This is a genomic window from Pseudomonas sp. yb_9 (assembly GCF_043103635.1).
GTDB classification, from domain to species: Bacteria; Pseudomonadota; Gammaproteobacteria; order Pseudomonadales; family Pseudomonadaceae; genus Aquipseudomonas; species Aquipseudomonas monteilii.
Genome location: NZ_JBICKA010000047.1, coordinates 1 through 15,690, shown reverse-complemented (window position 1 = coordinate 15,690; position 15,690 = coordinate 1). Strand labels below are relative to the sequence as shown.

General features: G+C 64.4%; 12 protein-coding genes. 8 read left to right on the top strand and 4 right to left on the bottom strand.

Features of this window, described 5'->3' with window-relative positions:
* Positions 1-80: 80 nt before the first annotated feature.
* Complete coding sequence (gene gshB, locus ACF8MI_RS13040) at positions 81-1,034, bottom strand: glutathione synthase (protein WP_060501049.1); 954 nt, start codon at positions 1,032-1,034, stop codon at positions 81-83.
* Positions 1,035-1,187: 153 nt separating this feature from the next.
* On the opposite strand from gshB, the gene ACF8MI_RS13035 reads away from it, so the two are divergent.
* The 7 genes from ACF8MI_RS13035 to ACF8MI_RS13005 all read left to right on the top strand — a co-directional run bounded on the left by ACF8MI_RS13035 (position 1,188) and on the right by ACF8MI_RS13005 (position 10,789).
* On the top strand, positions 1,188-1,589 hold the full coding sequence (locus ACF8MI_RS13035; RefSeq protein ID WP_060501047.1) for a PleD family two-component system response regulator: 402 nt from the start codon (positions 1,188-1,190) through the stop codon (positions 1,587-1,589).
* Between the two features lie 47 nt (positions 1,590-1,636).
* A complete protein-coding gene (gene pilH / locus ACF8MI_RS13030) occupies positions 1,637-2,002 on the top strand; it encodes a twitching motility response regulator PilH (protein WP_016712413.1) in 366 nt (121 codons plus the stop codon).
* Complete coding sequence (locus tag ACF8MI_RS13025; RefSeq protein ID WP_012274550.1) at positions 1,999-2,553, top strand: chemotaxis protein CheW; 555 nt, start codon at positions 1,999-2,001, stop codon at positions 2,551-2,553. The genes pilH and ACF8MI_RS13025 overlap by 4 nt, the downstream gene beginning before the upstream one ends.
* Before the next feature lie 47 nt (positions 2,554-2,600).
* Positions 2,601-4,640: a methyl-accepting chemotaxis protein gene (locus tag ACF8MI_RS13020; RefSeq protein ID WP_223623663.1), complete on the top strand. Its 2,040-nt coding sequence runs from the start codon at positions 2,601-2,603 to the stop codon at positions 4,638-4,640.
* A gap of 9 nt (positions 4,641-4,649) precedes the next feature.
* The gene (locus ACF8MI_RS13015) at positions 4,650-9,599 is read left to right on the top strand and encodes an Hpt domain-containing protein (protein ID WP_156867871.1); all 4,950 of its coding nucleotides are present in this window, start codon (positions 4,650-4,652) and stop codon (positions 9,597-9,599) included.
* A complete protein-coding gene (locus ACF8MI_RS13010) occupies positions 9,592-10,065 on the top strand; it encodes a chemotaxis protein CheW (RefSeq protein ID WP_060501042.1) in 474 nt (157 codons plus the stop codon). The genes ACF8MI_RS13015 and ACF8MI_RS13010 overlap by 8 nt, the downstream gene beginning before the upstream one ends.
* Before the next feature lie 106 nt (positions 10,066-10,171).
* Positions 10,172-10,789: a hemolysin III family protein gene (locus ACF8MI_RS13005; RefSeq protein WP_060501040.1), complete on the top strand. Its 618-nt coding sequence runs from the start codon at positions 10,172-10,174 to the stop codon at positions 10,787-10,789.
* Here ACF8MI_RS13005 and ACF8MI_RS13000 read toward each other — a convergent pair whose 3' ends face one another.
* The 3 genes from ACF8MI_RS13000 to ACF8MI_RS12990 form a co-directional block, all read right to left on the bottom strand.
* On the bottom strand, positions 10,790-11,509 hold the full coding sequence (locus tag ACF8MI_RS13000) for a 16S rRNA (uracil(1498)-N(3))-methyltransferase (protein ID WP_060501038.1): 720 nt from the start codon (positions 11,507-11,509) through the stop codon (positions 10,790-10,792).
* Between the two features lie 130 nt (positions 11,510-11,639).
* The gene (locus tag ACF8MI_RS12995; protein ID WP_156867869.1) at positions 11,640-13,046 is read right to left on the bottom strand and encodes an adenosylmethionine--8-amino-7-oxononanoate transaminase; all 1,407 of its coding nucleotides are present in this window, start codon (positions 13,044-13,046) and stop codon (positions 11,640-11,642) included.
* Positions 13,047-13,125: 79 nt separating this feature from the next.
* Positions 13,126-13,617: a hypothetical protein gene (locus ACF8MI_RS12990; protein WP_060501034.1), complete on the bottom strand. Its 492-nt coding sequence runs from the start codon at positions 13,615-13,617 to the stop codon at positions 13,126-13,128.
* A gap of 209 nt (positions 13,618-13,826) precedes the next feature.
* Between ACF8MI_RS12990 and ACF8MI_RS12985 the strand changes: the two genes are divergently transcribed.
* Positions 13,827-15,683, top strand: coding sequence for a flavin monoamine oxidase family protein (locus tag ACF8MI_RS12985; protein WP_200928855.1), 1,857 nt, complete (start codon positions 13,827-13,829; stop codon positions 15,681-15,683).
* Positions 15,684-15,690 lie beyond the last annotated feature (7 nt).

The following is a 15,690-nucleotide window of genomic DNA, read 5'->3' as shown; positions in this document are numbered from 1 at the left end:
CAACCGCAGGGCGGGGCAGCAGCTCAGTCGAATAGGACCGGCATCATACCCCACTCTGCGGTTTTGCTTCGCGTTGGCTGTCAGCGCGCCTTCAGCTTGCGATCAATGGCATCCATCAACTTGCCACCGATATCGGTGTTGTAGGCGGCATCGATTTCGCGGATGCAGGTAGGGCTGGTGACGTTGATTTCGGTGAGGTAATCGCCGATCACGTCCAGGCCCACGAACAGCAGGCCCTTTTCGCGCAGGGTCGGGCCCACCTGGGCGGCAATCCAGCGGTCGCGGTCGGTCAACGGGCGGGCCTCGCCACGGCCGCCGGCGGCCAGGTTGCCGCGGGTTTCGCCGCTGGCCGGGATGCGCGCCAGGCAATAGTCCACGGGCTCGCCGTCGATCATCAGGATCCGCTTGTCACCGTCTTTGATCGCCGGCAGGTAGGCCTGGGCCATGATCTGCTGGGTGCCCAGCGCGGTCAGGGTTTCCAGGATCACCGACAGGTTGGGGTCGCCAGCCCGGTGGCGGAAGATCGATGTACCGCCCATGCCGTCCAGCGGCTTGAGGATCACATCGGCATGCTTGGCCGCGAATTCACGAATGATGTCCGGGCGGCGGCTGACCAGGGTCGGCGTGGTGCACTGCGGGAACAGCGTGGCGAACATCTTCTCATTGCAGTCGCGCAGGCTCTGCGGGCGGTTGACCACCAGCACGCCATCATTTTCGGCCTGTTCCAGCAAGTAGGTGCTGTAGACGAATTCCATGTCGAACGGCGGGTCCTTGCGCATCAGGATCACGTCCAGTTCGGCCAGGGGGCTGTCCTGCTCTTCGCCCAGTTCGAACCAGTGCGCCGGGTCGGCAAACACCTTCAGCGGGCGCATGCGGGCGCGGGCCTTGCTTTCGCCCTGGTACAGGTCTTGTTGTTCCATGTAGAACAGGCTCCAGCCGCGTGCCTGGGCGGCCAGCAGCATGGCCAGCGAGCTGTCCTTCTTGTAGGAGATGGACGCGATGGGGTCCATGACAATGCCGAGGCGTACGCTCATGGGGTGGTTCCTCTTGGCGGCAGGTGCCGCGATGGCTCGAAAGAAAAGTGGCTCAGGGTGGCGCCGCAAACGCCGCCGGTCAAGGGGCGGCGCAGATGGAATGGCCACCCGGAGTGTGCTAAAAATGCAGCTAATTTCCATTGGTAGGCGTCTATGGAACAACCCCTGAAGGTGATGGTGATCGACGATTCCCGCACGATCCGCCGCACTGCACAGATGTTGCTCGGTGAAGCGGGCTGCGAGGTGATCACCGCCAGCGATGGCTTCGATGCCCTGGCCAAGATCGTCGACCACCAGCCCGGCATCATCTTCGTCGATGTGCTGATGCCGCGCCTGGACGGCTACCAGACCTGCGCCGTGATCAAGCACAACAGTGCTTTCAAGGACACGCCGGTCATCCTGCTGTCGTCGCGCGACGGCCTGTTCGACAAAGCCCGCGGCCGGGTGGTCGGTTCTGATCAGTTTCTGACCAAGCCGTTCAGCAAAGAAGAACTGCTCGATGCGATCCGCGCCCACGTGCCCGGTTTTGCCGCAACCCAACAACCCGCACCCTGACCGTGCCCCGCCATGGCACGGCCTTACTTTTCTGATGGGGAAACAGCATGGCCCGAGTTCTGATTGTCGACGACTCGCCGACAGAGATGTACCGCTTGACCGAGTGGCTGGAAAAGCACGGCTACCAGGTGCTCAAGGCCAGCAACGGTGCCGATGGCGTGGCGCTGGCCCGGCAGGACAAGCCCGACGCGGTGCTGATGGACATCGTCATGCCCGGCATGAACGGCTTTCAGGCCACCCGCCAGCTCAGCAAGGACCCGGAAACCGCCGCCATCCCCGTGATCGTGGTCACCACCAAGGACCAGGAAACCGACCGCATCTGGGCCACGCGCCAGGGCGCCCGTGACTTCCTGACCAAACCGGTGGAAGAAGACGCGCTGATCGCCAAGCTCAAAGAAGTGCTGGGGGCTTGACCACCCGCCCGCAAGGCGCGTCGCTGACCGCCTTCGAGTTGTTGCTGGACATCGACCGGCGCTGCCGCCTGCTGGTCGCCGACCAGCCCCCGCAGGACAACCGCCTGCAACAGTGGAGCGGTATCGGCTTTCGCATTGCCGGGCAGTGGTTCGTCGCGCCCATGGGGGAGGTGGCCGAGGTACTGCGCGAACCGCGCAGCAGCCGCGTCCCGGGTGTGCAACCGTGGGTGTGCGGGGTGGCCAACCTGCGTGGCCGGCTGTTGCCGGTGATGGACCTGAGCAGCTTCTTCGGCCTGGGCCACGCCGCGCCGGGCAAGCAGCGGCGGGTGCTGGTGCTGGACCACGACGACCTGTTCGTTGGTTTGCTGGTGGACGAGGTACTTGGCCTGCAACACTTCGCCCTCGACAGCCTGCAACTGTCGCCGCCGCAGCCATTGATCCGCGCCGCTGCACGTTTCGTGCAGGGGCACTTCCCGCGTGAACGCAACTGGGCAATTTTCAGCCCCTTCGCCTTGGCCCAGGCGCCGGGCTTTCTTGATGTGGCGTTATAGGACCTGCGAACGTGAACAAGCCTGCCACCCCCGTCACTGCCACCACCGTGACCCCACGTACCCGCAGCATCGCGCAGATCACCGTGCTGTTTCTGATCCTGATCCTGTCGATCATCCTGCTGTTCGCCAACTTTGCCTACCTGAACACCCAGTCCAACTACGACAAGCAGTACATCGGCCATGCCGGCGAGCTGCGGGTGCTGTCTCAGCGCATTGCCAAGAACGCCACCGAAGCCGCCGCGGGCAAGGCCCTGGCCTTCAAGCTGCTGTCGGATGCACGCAACGACTTCGAGCGGCGCTGGGGCTACCTGCGCCAGGGTGACAAGTCCACCGGGTTGCCGGCTGCGCCGCCTACGGTGCGAGACGAGATGGAAGCGGTACGCCGCGACTGGGAAAACCTGCGCAAGAATACCGACACCATCCTGGCCAGTGAGCAGACCGTGCTGTCGCTGCACCAGGTAGCGGCCACGCTGGCCGAAACCGTGCCGCAGTTGCAGGTGGAATACGAAAAAGTGGTCGAGATCCTGCTGCAAAGCGGCGCTCCGGCCAACCAGGTGGCGGTGGCGCAGCGCCAACTGTTGCTGGCCGAGCGCATCCTCGGCTCGGTCAACACCGTGCTGGCGGGTGACGATACCGCCGCTCAGGCGGCGGATGCCTTTGGCCGCGATGCCGGGCGCTTTGGCCAGGTGCTGGAGGGGATGCTCAGTGGTAACGCGGCCATCCAGGTAACCCGTGTAGAGGATGCCGATGCCCGTGCACGCCTGGCCGAAATCGCCGAGCTGTTCCAGTTCGTCGCGGGCTCGGTCGACGAAATTCTCGAAACCTCGCCCGAACTGTTCCGCGTGCGTGAGGCCGCGGGCAACATCTTCAGCCTGTCGCAAACCCTGCTGGACGAGGCGTCACACCTGGCCAACGGTTTCGAGAACCTGGCCGGTGGACGCACCCTCGATACCGTTGGCGGCTATGCCTTGGGCCTGCTGGCGCTGGCCTCGATCATCCTCATCGGCTTGGTCATGGTGCGCACCACCAACCGCCAGCTGCGCGAAACGGCAGAAAAGAACGAACGCAACCAGCAGGCAATCATGCGTCTGCTGGATGAAATCGAAGAGCTCGCCGATGGCGATCTGACCGTGACCGTATCGGTGACCGAAGACTTCACCGGCGCCATTGCCGATTCGATCAACTATTCCGTGGACCAGCTGCGCGACCTGGTCGCCACCATCAACCACAGCGCCGTGCAGGTTGCCGCTGCCGTACAGGACACCCAGAACACCGCCCGCCAGCTGGCCAAGGCTTCCGAGCACCAGGCCGAGCAGATCAGCGAGGCCTCCGAGGCGGTCGGCGACATGGTCGAGTCGATCGATCGGGTTTCGGCGCATGCCTACGAGTCGGCCAAGGTGGCCGAGCGCTCGGTGGCCATCGCCAACAAGGGTAACGAGGTGGTGCATAACACCATCAACGGCATGGACAACATTCGCGAGCAGATCCAGGACACCGCCAAGCGGATCAAACGCCTGGGCGAGTCTTCCCAGGAAATCGGCGACATCGTCAGCCTGATCGACGACATTGCCGATCAGACCAACATCCTTGCACTCAACGCGGCCATCCAGGCCTCGCTGGCCGGCGAGGCTGGCCGTGGTTTTGCCGTGGTTGCCGACGAAGTGCAGCGCCTGGCAGAGCGCTCGTCGTCGGCCACCCGGCAGATCGAGGCGCTGGTGCGTACCATTCAGGCCGACACCAACGAGGCAGTCATCTCCATGGAGCAGACCACCGCCGAAGTGGTGCGTGGCGCTCGCCTGGCGCAGGATGCCGGGGTGGCGCTGGCCGAGATCGAAGGGGTATCGCAGAACCTGGCCGATCTTATCCACAGCATCTCTGACGCCGCCCAGTTGCAGACCTCGTCGGCCGGGCAGATTTCCCACACCATGGCGGTGATCCAGCAGATTACCGCGCAAACCTCCGCCGGCTCCGGTGCCACCGCCGACAGCATCCGCCACTTGGCCCGCATGGCCAGCGAGATGCGCCGTTCGGTGTCCGGTTTCACCCTGCCGCCACCTGCGCAAAGCCCCACCGATGCGCCGCGCTGAGGAGTGCCCATGGCTTCTGCTGCTGTAAGTCCCGAGCGCCACGACACGGTAGCGCTGGCCTGGACCAAGGCTGCCATCCTCGACTGCCTGGGCCAGGCGCGCCAGGCGCTGGAGCGTTTTGCCGGCGAACCGGGCGACCTGTCGATGCTGGCCTTTGTGGTCGACAACCTGCATCAGGTACAGGGTTGCCTGCGCATGCTTGAGCTGCGCGGTGCGACGCGCCTGGCCGAAGAGCTGGAACTGTTCGCCAAGGCGCTGGCCGACGGCCAGGTCAGCCCACGGGGCGATTGCCTGGGGGCGCTGTTTCGTGGCCTGGAGCAATTGCCCTCGTACCTTGAGCGCTTGCGCGGTGCCCGCCACGACCTGCCCTTGGTGATGCTGCCGCTGCTCAATCAGTTACGTGCCTGCCGAGGTATCGAGCCCTTGGCCCAAGCCAGTCTGATCAGCGGTGCAGCACAGCGTTTTGCCGGGTCTGACGACTTGGCCAACCTTGACCTGTCGCTGGGCAATTGGCGTGAACAACTGCAGGCCGGGCCGGGCCGCGATGCCCTGCGCTCGGTGGTGACCGCACTGTGCGACGACCTGATGCGCATCAAGGAGCGCCTGGACCAGTTCGTGCGAAGCGACCGCCAGCACAGCGAGCAGCTCGATGCCCTGCTGGCGCCGCTGCGTCATGTGGCCGATACCCTGGCTGTGCTGGGCTTCCAGCAACCACGGCGGGTCATCATCGACCAGGTGCTGGCGCTGCAGGCCCTGGCCCAGGGCGAGCGCGTGGTGGACGACGCGGTACTGATGGATGTGGCGGGCGCCTTGCTGTACGTGGAGGCTTCGCTGAACGGCATGGTCGGCCCGCTGGAAGAAAACGGGCAGGGCGGGCTGCCAGGCTCGGACTTGGCCGAGATACGTCAGCTGGTGCTGAACGAATCGCTGAACGTACTGCAGCAGGCCAAGGACCTGATCGGCGACTACCTGGAGTCCGACTGGCCGCGCCAACGTCTGCAACCATTGCCGGGGCTGCTGCAGCAGATTCGCGGCGCGCTGGCCATGTTGATGCTGCCCGCCGTAGCCGAGCTGTTCGCCGGCTGCGTCAGCTATGTGCAGCGCTGGTTGCAGCACCTGGATGTCGAGCCGCCCGCCGATGAGCTGGCCCACCTGGGTGAAGCCATGAGTGCCGCCGAATGCTACCTGCAATGGCGGGTGGCCGACCCGCTGGCGGATGCCCAGCCGTTCATCGACATGGCCCGTGCAAGCCTGGCAGCGCTGGGCGTGTATTGTGCGCAGGCCGACACCCGTGCAGGCCAGGATGCCAATGGCGACGGCATTGATGACGAGCTGCGCGGGGTGTTTCTCGATGAAGCCGGTGAGTTGCTGCCGGAGATCGAGCGGCACTGGCTGCGCTGGCGTGCCGACAACCAGCAGCGCGAGGCGCTGGGGGAAGTACGCCGTGCGCTGCATACGCTCAAGGGCAGCGGTCGCATGGTGCATGCCGAAGCGGTGGCCGAGCTGGCCTGGGGCGCCGAGCACCTGCTGAACCGGGTGCTGGAGGGCCGTAGCGTGCTGAGCCCGGAGGGCGTGGTGGCCCTGCAGCAAGTGTTCGTCCACCTACCCGATTTGCTGGCCGACTTTGCGGCTGGCCAGTTGCCGCAACTGACCGAAATCGAACAGTTGGCTGGGCACCTGCATGCCCTGGCAGAAAACGACGTACCGGGTGCTGCCGATATCGATGGCCTCGACCCGTTGCTGCTGGATATTTTCCGCACTGAGGCGCAAGGCCACCTGGCCAGCCTCGATGTGTTTCTGCAGGGCGCAGACGGCCACGATACGCCGGTCAGCGATGGCCTGCAGCGCGCCCTGCATACGCTCAAGGGCAGCGCTGCCATGGCCGGGGTGATGCCGGTCGCAGAGCTGGCCACCGCCTTCGACCGCCTGGTCCGGGAATACAAGGGCCACCAACTGCCTTTGCAAATGGCCGAGATCGAATGGCTGGAAGCCGCACGCTCGCTGTTCCACCTGGGCCTGGCGCAACTCGACAGCACGCCGTTGGCCGCCATCCCTGGTGCTGCGGAGCTGATCGAACAGGTTGGCCAGGCCGTAGACGCGCGCCTGGCCAGCTTGCATGACGACCCGCAGCATGTCCGGCGCGGCAAGCGCGACCCGCAGTTGGTCGCCAGTTTCCTGGCCCAGGCGATGGATATCCTGCTCGATGCCGAGTCGTTGCTGTCGCGCTGGCAGCAACAGCCTGGGCAACGTGATGCGCTGGACACCCTGCTCGACCAGCTGACCACCCTCGGCCACGCCGCGCACCTGGCCGACTTGTGGCAGATGGATGAGGTGTGCGAGGCCTTACTGGACCTGTATGGCGCCGTGGAAGAGGGCAGCCTGCCTGCCAATGCGCGCTTCTTCGCCCACGCCCAGCGCGCCCAGGAAGCCCTGCTGGACATGCTCGATGAAGTGGCGGCCGGGCAGGACATCGCGCCGCGGTCCGAAACGGTCGACGGCCTGCGCAATCTGCTGGACCAAGCGTTGGCGCCAGAGGCCACTGGCCTGGTGGGCATCGACACGGTCACGCCGTTGCACCCGGACATGGACGTGGCCGATACCCTGGGCCTGGGGCTGCCCCATCAGCCGCAGCTGCCTGACATGACCGAGCCTCTGGTTGAGGAGCCTGAAAGCCCAGGCGAAGAGCTGCTGGAAGTGTTCCTCGAAGAAAGCTCGGACATCGTCGAAAGCGCCGCCGCAGCCCTGGCGCGCTGGCAGGCCGACCCGCGCAGCAGCGTCGAGGTAGACAACCTGATGCGCGACCTGCACACCCTCAAGGGTGTGGCGCGCATGGTCGAAATTGCCCCCATCGGTGACCTGGCTCACGAACTGGAGTTTCTGTACGAACTGCTGGCTGCCGGCCGCTTGCCGCCGAGCGCGCCTTTGTTCGCGCTGTTGCAGAACTGCCACGACCGCCTGGCGCACATGCTCGATGCCGTGCGCCTGGGGCAGCCACTGCATGCCGCCACGGCGCTGATCGACTATATCCGTAACTTCAGCAGCGCGGCCCTGACCGACAGTGCTGCCGGCCAAGGGCCGGTCGAAGCCGCCGCCAGCGAGGTGCCGACAGCAGCGCCAGAGCGGGCGCCAGGCGACATGGTCAAGGTCGATGCCGAGTTGCTCGACGACCTGGGTAACCTGGCGGGTGAGCATTCGATCATTCGTGGGCGCATCGAGCAGCAAGTCAACGATGCACAGTTTACCCTCAACGAGATGGAGACCACCCTTGAGCGCATGCGCGACCAGCTGCTGCGCCTGGACATCGAGACCCAAGGGCGAATCTCCAGTCGTCAGCAGTTCGAAGGCGATGCCTATGACGATTTCGATCCGCTGGAAATGGACCGCCATTCACAGTTGCAACAGTTGTCGCGGGCCTTGTTCGAGTCCGCCTCGGACTTGCTCGACCTGAAGGAAACCCTGGCTCAGCGTGCCCAGGAGGCTTACAGCCTGCTGCAGCAGCAGGCGCGGGTGAACAGCCAGTTGCAGGAAGGCCTGACCGCGACCTTGATGGTGCCGTTCGAGCGCCTTGTGCCGCGCTTGCAGCGCGTGGTGCGGCAGGTGGCCAGCGAGCTGGGCAAGCAGGTAGAACTGGTGGTCGGCAACGCCCAAGGCGAACTTGACCGCAGCGTGCTGGAGCGCATGGTGGCGCCGCTGGAGCACATGCTGCGCAATGCTGTGGACCATGGCCTGGAAAGCCGCGAAGCGCGCCTGGCTGCCGGCAAGCCGGAGCAGGGCACCATCCACCTGAACCTGCTGCACGAAGGCGCCGATATCGTCATCGAAATGACCGACGATGGTGCCGGTGTGCCTCTTGAAGCCGTGCGGCGCAAGGCGATCAAGCGTGGCCTGCTGGACCCGCAGGCACAGTTGAGCGATCACGAGATCTTGCAGTTCATCCTGCGCCCGGGCTTTTCCACCGCTGAAAAGATCACCCAGATTTCGGGGCGTGGCCTGGGCATGGACGTGGTGCACGAAGAGGTCAAGCAGTTGGGGGGCTCGATGAGCATCGAGTCGGCCCAGGGCAAGGGCGCACGCTTCTTGATCCGCCTGCCGTTCACCGTATCGATCAACCGTGCGCTGATGGTGCATTTGGGCGAAGAGCAGTACGCGATCCCGCTGAATACCATCGAGGGCATCGTCCGTGTGCCGCCGGCAGAGCTGGCGGCGTGTTATCAGCTGGACCCGCCCCGCTATGTGTATGCCGGCCATGAATATGAGCTGCGTTATCTGGGCGAGTTGCTGCAAGGCCTGCCGCGCCCCGCCTTGCTGGGGCAGAGTGTGCCGTTGCCGGTGCTGCTGGTGCACGCCAAGGAGCAATCGTTCGCCATTCAGGCCGATAGCCTGTCGCCCAGCCGCGAGATCGTGGTGAAGAGCCTGGGGCCGCAGTTTGCTGCGGTTGCCGGGCTGTCGGGGGCGACGCTGCTGGGCGATGGCCGGGTCGTGCTGATTCTCGACCTGCTTGGCCAACTGCGCGGCCAGCAGCGGCGCCTGGCCCGTTTGCCCGGTGGCGGCACCCCGCGCCAGTTGCTCGGCCCGGTGCCGCGCCGCGCATTGTTGGTGATGGTAGTGGACGACTCGGTGACTGTGCGCAAGGTCACCAGCCGCTTGCTGGAACGCCACGGCATGAGCGTGCTGACGGCCAAGGACGGGGTCGATGCCATGGCCTTGCTGGAAGAGCACCGCCCCGACGTGTTGCTGCTGGATATCGAGATGCCGCGCATGGACGGCTTCGAGGTGGCCACCCGCATTCGCCGTGACGCGCGGCTGAAAGACCTACCGATCATCATGATCACCTCGCGTACCGGGCAGAAGCACCGCGACCGCGCCATGGCCATCGGCGTCAACGAATACCTGGGCAAGCCGTATCAGGAGTCGTTGTTGCTGCAGAGCATTGCACACTGGAGCCAGCCCCATGCTTGAACTGATTGCCGGGCAGCGCAGCAGCCTGACCGGGCTGTTGCTGCCCTTGGGCGACCGTACTTTGGTGTTGCCTAACGTTGCGGTGGCCGAGTTGAGCGGTCAGCGCAATTTGGTGTGCCAGCGCGGTGAGCCGGCCTGGCACCTGGGCTGGATCGACTGGCGACAGCAGCGCCTGCCGCTGATCGGGTTCGAAGCGGCGTGTGGTGGTGAGACGCCGTGCGGCGAGCGGGCGCGGGTTGTGGTGCTCAACGCCCTGGGCGACACCGGGCTGCGTTATTTGGCGCTGTTGCTGCAGGACATTCCGCGTTCGTGCAAGCTCGACAGCCAGCTGAATTATGTGGATGTGGCGCTGGGGCGCCTGGAACTGGCGGCGGTGCAGGTGGGGGAGCAAGTGGCGCGGGTGCCGGACCTGGCCGGGCTGGAAAGGCTGGTGCGTGACGCGGAACTGCAACCAGGAGCGCTGTAAGCTGCAGCGGAAAGTTGCAAGCCAGAGCGATGACATCAATGCTATCGCGATTCACTTGCTGCTTGCCGCTTGAAACTTACAGCTGTTGGGGGAGGTCTGTGTTTGCATGTATTACGGTGAACGCTTCAACGCCTGGACCCACCTGGTGGGTGCTGTCCTGGCCTGTATCGGTGCCATCTGGCTGATCGTGGTCGCAGGCCTGCAAGGCGACCCTTGGAAGATCGTCAGTTTCTCCATCTACGGCAGCACGCTGTTGTTGCTGTACAGCATCTCCACCTTGTACCACAGCACCCGTGGGCGGGCGAAGGTGATCATGCGCAAGCTCGATCACCTGTCGATCTACCTGCTGATCGCCGGAAGCTACACACCCTTCTGCCTGGTCAGCCTGCGCGGCCCCTGGGGTTGGAGCTTGTTTGGCGTGGTTTGGGGGCTGGCGGTGATCGGCATGCTGCAAGAGATCAAACCGCGCTCCGAGGCGCGGATTCTGTCGATCATCATCTACGCGGTGATGGGCTGGATCGTGCTGGTGGCGGTCAATCCCTTGCTCCACTCGCTGGGCACTGCCGGTTTTGCCTGGCTGGCTGCCGGCGGGGTGTTCTACACCGTCGGCATCATCTTCTTCGCCTTGGACAGCCGCTTGCGCCACGGGCACGGCATCTGGCACTTGTTCGTGATCGCCGGCAGCCTCATGCACTTCGTGGCGGTGTCGTTCTACGTACGCTAATTAAAAATCGCCCCACAGTTGCTGTGCCACCGACAGCGCCACCACGGGCGCAGTTTCGGTACGCAGTACCCTTGGGCCGAGGCGTGCGGCATGGAAGCCGGATGCCTTGGCCTGTTCGACTTCGGCCTCGCTCAGGCCGCCTTCGGGGCCGATCAGGAAGGCCAGGGTCGCAGGCTTTTCGTGGCTGGTGAGCGGCTCGGCCACCGGGTGCAATACCAGTCTCAGCTCGGCTTTGGTGCTGTTCAGCCATTCGGCCAGCGTGATCGGTGGGTGGATGACGGGCAAGGTCGACCGGCCGCATTGTTCGCAAGCGCTGATCGCCACCTGGCGCCAGTGGGCCAGTCGCTTGTCGGCGCGTTCGTCTTTCAGGCGCACTTCGCAGCGTTCGCTGACGATCGGGGTGATCTCGTTGGCACCCAGTTCGGTGGCCTTCTGGATCGCCCAGTCCATACGCTCGCCACGGGAGAGGCCCTGGCCGAGGTGCACGTGCAGTGGCGAGTCGGCCTGGCCGGGCAGGGCCCGGTCGAGGCTGACGCGTACGGTTTTCTTGCCCACTTCAAGCAACTGGCCGAGGTATTCCTGGCCGCTGCCGTCGAACAGCTGCACGGCATCGCCGGGGGCCATGCGCAGTACGCGGCCGATGTAGTGGGCTTGGGCTTCGGGCAGGTCGTGCTCGCCAAGGCTCAGGGGGGCGTCGATGAAGAAGCGGGACAGTCTCATGGATCAGCTCGAACGAAAAAGGATCATGTGACCCTGTGGGAGCGGGTTTACCCGCGAATGCGATGCTGGATCCACTATCGCATTCGCGGGTGAACTCGCTCCCACAGGGTTTGGTGGTTGGCCGCCGGACCTAGCCCGGGTCGCGGAAGTCGGGGTGGAAGTTGGCCGGCACGGCAACGCTGACGCTTTCCCGGGTAGCAATGTCGATGCCTTCACTGGCCACTTCCGCCAGGAAGTCGATCTGCTCGGGTGTGATCACGTAAGGCGGCAGGAAGTACACCACGCTGCCCAGAGGGCGCAGCAGGGCGCCGCGGGTCAGGGCATGCTCGAACACCTTCAGGCCACGCCGCTCCTGCCAAGGGTAGGCAACCTTGCCAGCCTTGTCCTTGACCATCTCGATGGCCAGGGCCATGCCGGTCTGGCGAATTTCGGCAACGTGAGCATGATCGGCCAGGTGCGCGGTGGCGCTGGCCATGCGCGTAGCCAAGGCCTTGTTGGCCTCGATCACGTTGTCCTGCTCAAAGATGTCCAGGGTGGCCAGCGCTGCAGCACATGCCAGCGGGTTGCCGGTGTAGCTGTGCGAGTGCAGGAATGCGCGCAGGGTCGGGTAGTCGTCGTAGAACGCCTGGTACACCTTGTCGGTAGTCAGGCAGGCGGCCAACGGCAGGTAACCACCGGTCAGGGCCTTGGACAGGCACAGGAAGTCTGGGCGGATGCCCGCCTGTTCACACGCGAACATCGTGCCGGTGCGGCCAAAGCCCACGGCGATCTCGTCGTGGATCAGGTGCACGTCGTAGCGGTCGCAGGCCTCACGCAGCAGCTTGAGGTACACCGGGTGGTACATGCGCATGCCGCCAGCGCCCTGGATCAGCGGCTCGACGATCACGGCGCTGATGGAGGCGTGGTGCTCGGCCAGGGTCTGTTCCATGGCCTGGAACATGTTGCGCGAGTGCTCTTCCCAGCTCATGCCCTCGGGGCGCAGGTAGCAGTCGGGGCTGGGCACCTTGAGGGTATCCAGCAGCAGCGCCTTGTAGGTTTCGGTGAACAGCGGCACATCGCCCACCGACATGGCGGCAATGGTTTCGCCGTGGTAGCTGTTGGTCAGGGTAACGAAGCGCTTCTTGCCTGGCTTGCCGACGTTTTGCCAGTAGTGGAAGCTCATCTTCAGCGCCACTTCGATGCACGACGAGCCATTGTCGGCATAGAACACCCGGTCGAGTCCGGCCGGGGTCATGGCCACCAGGCGCTCGGACAGCTCGATCACAGGCTGGTGGCTGAAACCGGCCAGAATCACATGTTCCAGCTGGTCGACCTGGTCCTTGATGCGCTGGTTGATGCGCCGGTTGGCATGGCCGAACACGTTGACCCACCAGCTGCTCACCGCGTCCAGGTAGCGCTTGCCTTCGAAGTCCTCCAGCCACACACCTTCGCCGCGCTTGATCGGGATCAGCGGCAGCTGCTCGTGGTCTTTCATCTGGGTGCAGGGGTGCCACAGGACCTTGAGGTCACGTTGCATCCACTGATCATTGAGGCCCATGGGCGCTTCTCCTGGCTTTGCGGCGTGGTTCGACCGCGTAAGCCTAAGCAAAGCCGCAGGGCAGGACAACCGCTGCCTTTCAATGGCGGTGAGTGCCGGTCCATTCGAGGCGCCGGATGTGTACGGTGCCGGCCTGGGAGGTAGAGATGGTCAGGCGGCGGAACGGGCCGTCGATCACCTGATGGTAGGGATGCGTGGCAATGGGGCCGGGGCGCAAGTCGCGTAAGCCGCTGCCTTCCACGGTGAGCCAGTAGAAGTTGCGTGGGATCGGGGCAATCAGGTCGTAGTCAACGCTTTCAGTATTGAACAACATGTGCAGGTCGTCGCAAAGAAAGTCGCTGACCACATAGTATTCCAGCCGCAGGCACTCGACTTCCTGGGCGAAGACGATTTCCACATCGCTGTGCTCACCGATCACCAGCTCGGTGCCATCTTCACCCTTGAACGCTTCATGAAAGCCGGTCCACGAGGTGCTATTCGAGCGGATGCTCAGGCCGGAGGCCATATGAAGCGTCTGCTTGTGCCACAGAAACTGCCGTTCGACGTGCTGGAAATGCTCCTCGAAGATCATGCGCATGCCCTCCTGGCGGGGCTTTTGGCCATCTTCGCCAGCTTCGCCTGCGGCCGTGTGACATGACTACTGGCAAAAATGTCAGTTGCCAAAAGCACTTGATGTCACTGCGCTGGCAGGGTTGGCGGAGGTGACGTATTCTTAACGCATTTCTCGGGGCATTCCTGCCTCTTCCCGTATCTGTAACCTCTGACTCGGAGTTCGCCGACATGGCTGCTGCTTGGGTGCGCCTGTGCGCGTTGGTATTGATTGGTGTGTCCAGCGGCGCCGCGCTGGCAAAGGACAAGACGCCTACGGCAATCGTGGTGGGTGGCGGCCTGGCAGGCCTGACGGCAGCCTACGAGCTGCAGAACAAAGGCTGGCAGGTGACCCTGCTGGAAGCCAAATCGGGCATGGGCGGGCGTTCGGGCCTGGCCACCAGCGAATGGATCGGCAACGCCAAGGCGCAGCCGGTGCTTAATCAGTACCTGGACCGTTTCAAGCTTGAAACACTGCCGGCGCCGGAGTTCGTGCGTACCCCCGGTTACCTGATCGACGGCGAGTATTTCAGCGCCACGGACCTGGCCACCAAGCAGCCGGCTACCGCCGAAGCACTCAAGCGCTACGAGAAAACCCTCGACGACCTGGCCCGCTCCATCGACGACCCGCTGAACCCGCAGGCAACCAGCACATTGTTTGCCCTCGACCAGATCAACGTCTCTACCTGGCTCGACAAGTTGCAGCTGCCGGCCACGGCCCGTCAGCTGGTCAACCAGCAGATTCGTACCCGCTACGATGAGCCGTCGCGCCTGTCGCTGCTGTACTTCGCCCAGCAGAACCGCGTGTACCGTGGCGTCAGCGACCGCGACCTGCGTGCCGCACGCCTGCCAGGTGGCAGCCCGGTGCTGGCCCAGGCGTTCGTCAAACAGCTGAAAACCATCAAGACCAGCTCGCCGGTTACCGCCATCGTCCAGGACAAGGACGGGGTAACGGTAAAAGTCGGCAGCGTCGGCTATCAGGCCGATTACCTGGTCATGGCCGTGCCGCTGCGCGCCCTGGCCAAGATCCAGATGACCCCGGGCCTGGACAACCAGCACCTGGCAGCGTTGAAGGGCACCAACTATGGCTGGCGCGACCAGCTGATGCTCAAGTTCAAGAAGCCGGTGTGGGAAAGCCGCGCACGCATGTCGGGCGAAATCTTCAGTAACGCCGGCCTCGGCATGCTGTGGATCGAGCCTGCGCTCAAGGGCGGCGCCAATGTGGTGATCAACCTGTCCGGCGACAACGCCCGCTTGCTGCAGGCATTTGGCGACAAGCAGATGGTCGACCAGGTGCTGATCCGCCTGCATGCGTTCTACCCACAGGCCCGTGGTGCGTTTACCGGTTACGAGCTCAAGCGCTACAGCACCGACGCCGGCACCGGTGGCGCCTACCTGGCTTATGGCCCGGGGCAGATCAGCAAGTACTGGCGCTTGTGGGAGCGCCCGGTGCAACGCATCACCTTTGCCGGTGAGCATACCGATGCCCTGTACCCTGGCACCCTGGAAGGTGCCCTGCGCAGCGGCCAGCGTGCGGCCAGCCAAGTGCAGGACCTGTTGGCCGGCAAGTCGTTCGACCCGGCCAAAGTGGCGCCGGTTGCGGCGGCAGCGGCAGCCGGTGCGGTGGCCGCCAAGGAAAGCAAGGGCGGTTTCTTCTCCAATCTGTTCGGTGGTTTGTCCGACAAGGCTGACAAGGCGCCAGTGAAAGAGGAGCCGAAAAAGGTCGAAGAGGCCAAGCAGGACAAACCGGGCTTCTTCAAGCGCCTGTTTGGCGGGGCGGACAAGCCGCAAGTGAAGGCCGAGCCGATCGCCAAGGCTGAGGAAGTGGCGCCGGCACCCGCGCCAGCTCCACAAGCCGCGCCGGCCCCGGTTGCGCCTGCACCTGTGGTCAAGGAGGCGGCTGCCAAGCCAGCAGCGACCAAGGCGGCCCCGGCCAAGCATGCGCCGGCGCACAAACCTGCGCACAAGCCTGCCGAGACCAAGAAGGCGACTGCCAAGTCCGAACCGACCAAGAAACCTGTGGCCAATACCCAGGCCAAGGCTGGCTGACTGATCG

Bases quoted from the DNA above. Each gene is read 5' to 3' on its own strand.
- gshB (WP_060501049.1), bottom strand. From the start codon at position 1,034: ATGAGCGTACGCCTCGGCATTGTCATGGACCCCATCGCGTCCATCTCC.
- ACF8MI_RS13035 (WP_060501047.1), top strand. From the start codon at position 1,188: ATGGAACAACCCCTGAAGGTGATGGTGATCGACGATTCCCGCACGATC.
- pilH (WP_016712413.1), top strand. From the start codon at position 1,637: ATGGCCCGAGTTCTGATTGTCGACGACTCGCCGACAGAGATGTACCGC.
- ACF8MI_RS13015 (WP_156867871.1), top strand. From the start codon at position 4,650: ATGGCTTCTGCTGCTGTAAGTCCCGAGCGCCACGACACGGTAGCGCTG.
- ACF8MI_RS13010 (WP_060501042.1), top strand. From the start codon at position 9,592: ATGCTTGAACTGATTGCCGGGCAGCGCAGCAGCCTGACCGGGCTGTTG.
- ACF8MI_RS13005 (WP_060501040.1), top strand. From the start codon at position 10,172: ATGTATTACGGTGAACGCTTCAACGCCTGGACCCACCTGGTGGGTGCT.
- ACF8MI_RS13000 (WP_060501038.1), bottom strand. From the start codon at position 11,509: ATGAGACTGTCCCGCTTCTTCATCGACGCCCCCCTGAGCCTTGGCGAG.
- ACF8MI_RS12995 (WP_156867869.1), bottom strand. From the start codon at position 13,046: ATGGGCCTCAATGATCAGTGGATGCAACGTGACCTCAAGGTCCTGTGG.
- ACF8MI_RS12990 (WP_060501034.1), bottom strand. From the start codon at position 13,617: ATGATCTTCGAGGAGCATTTCCAGCACGTCGAACGGCAGTTTCTGTGG.
- ACF8MI_RS12985 (WP_200928855.1), top strand. From the start codon at position 13,827: ATGGCTGCTGCTTGGGTGCGCCTGTGCGCGTTGGTATTGATTGGTGTG.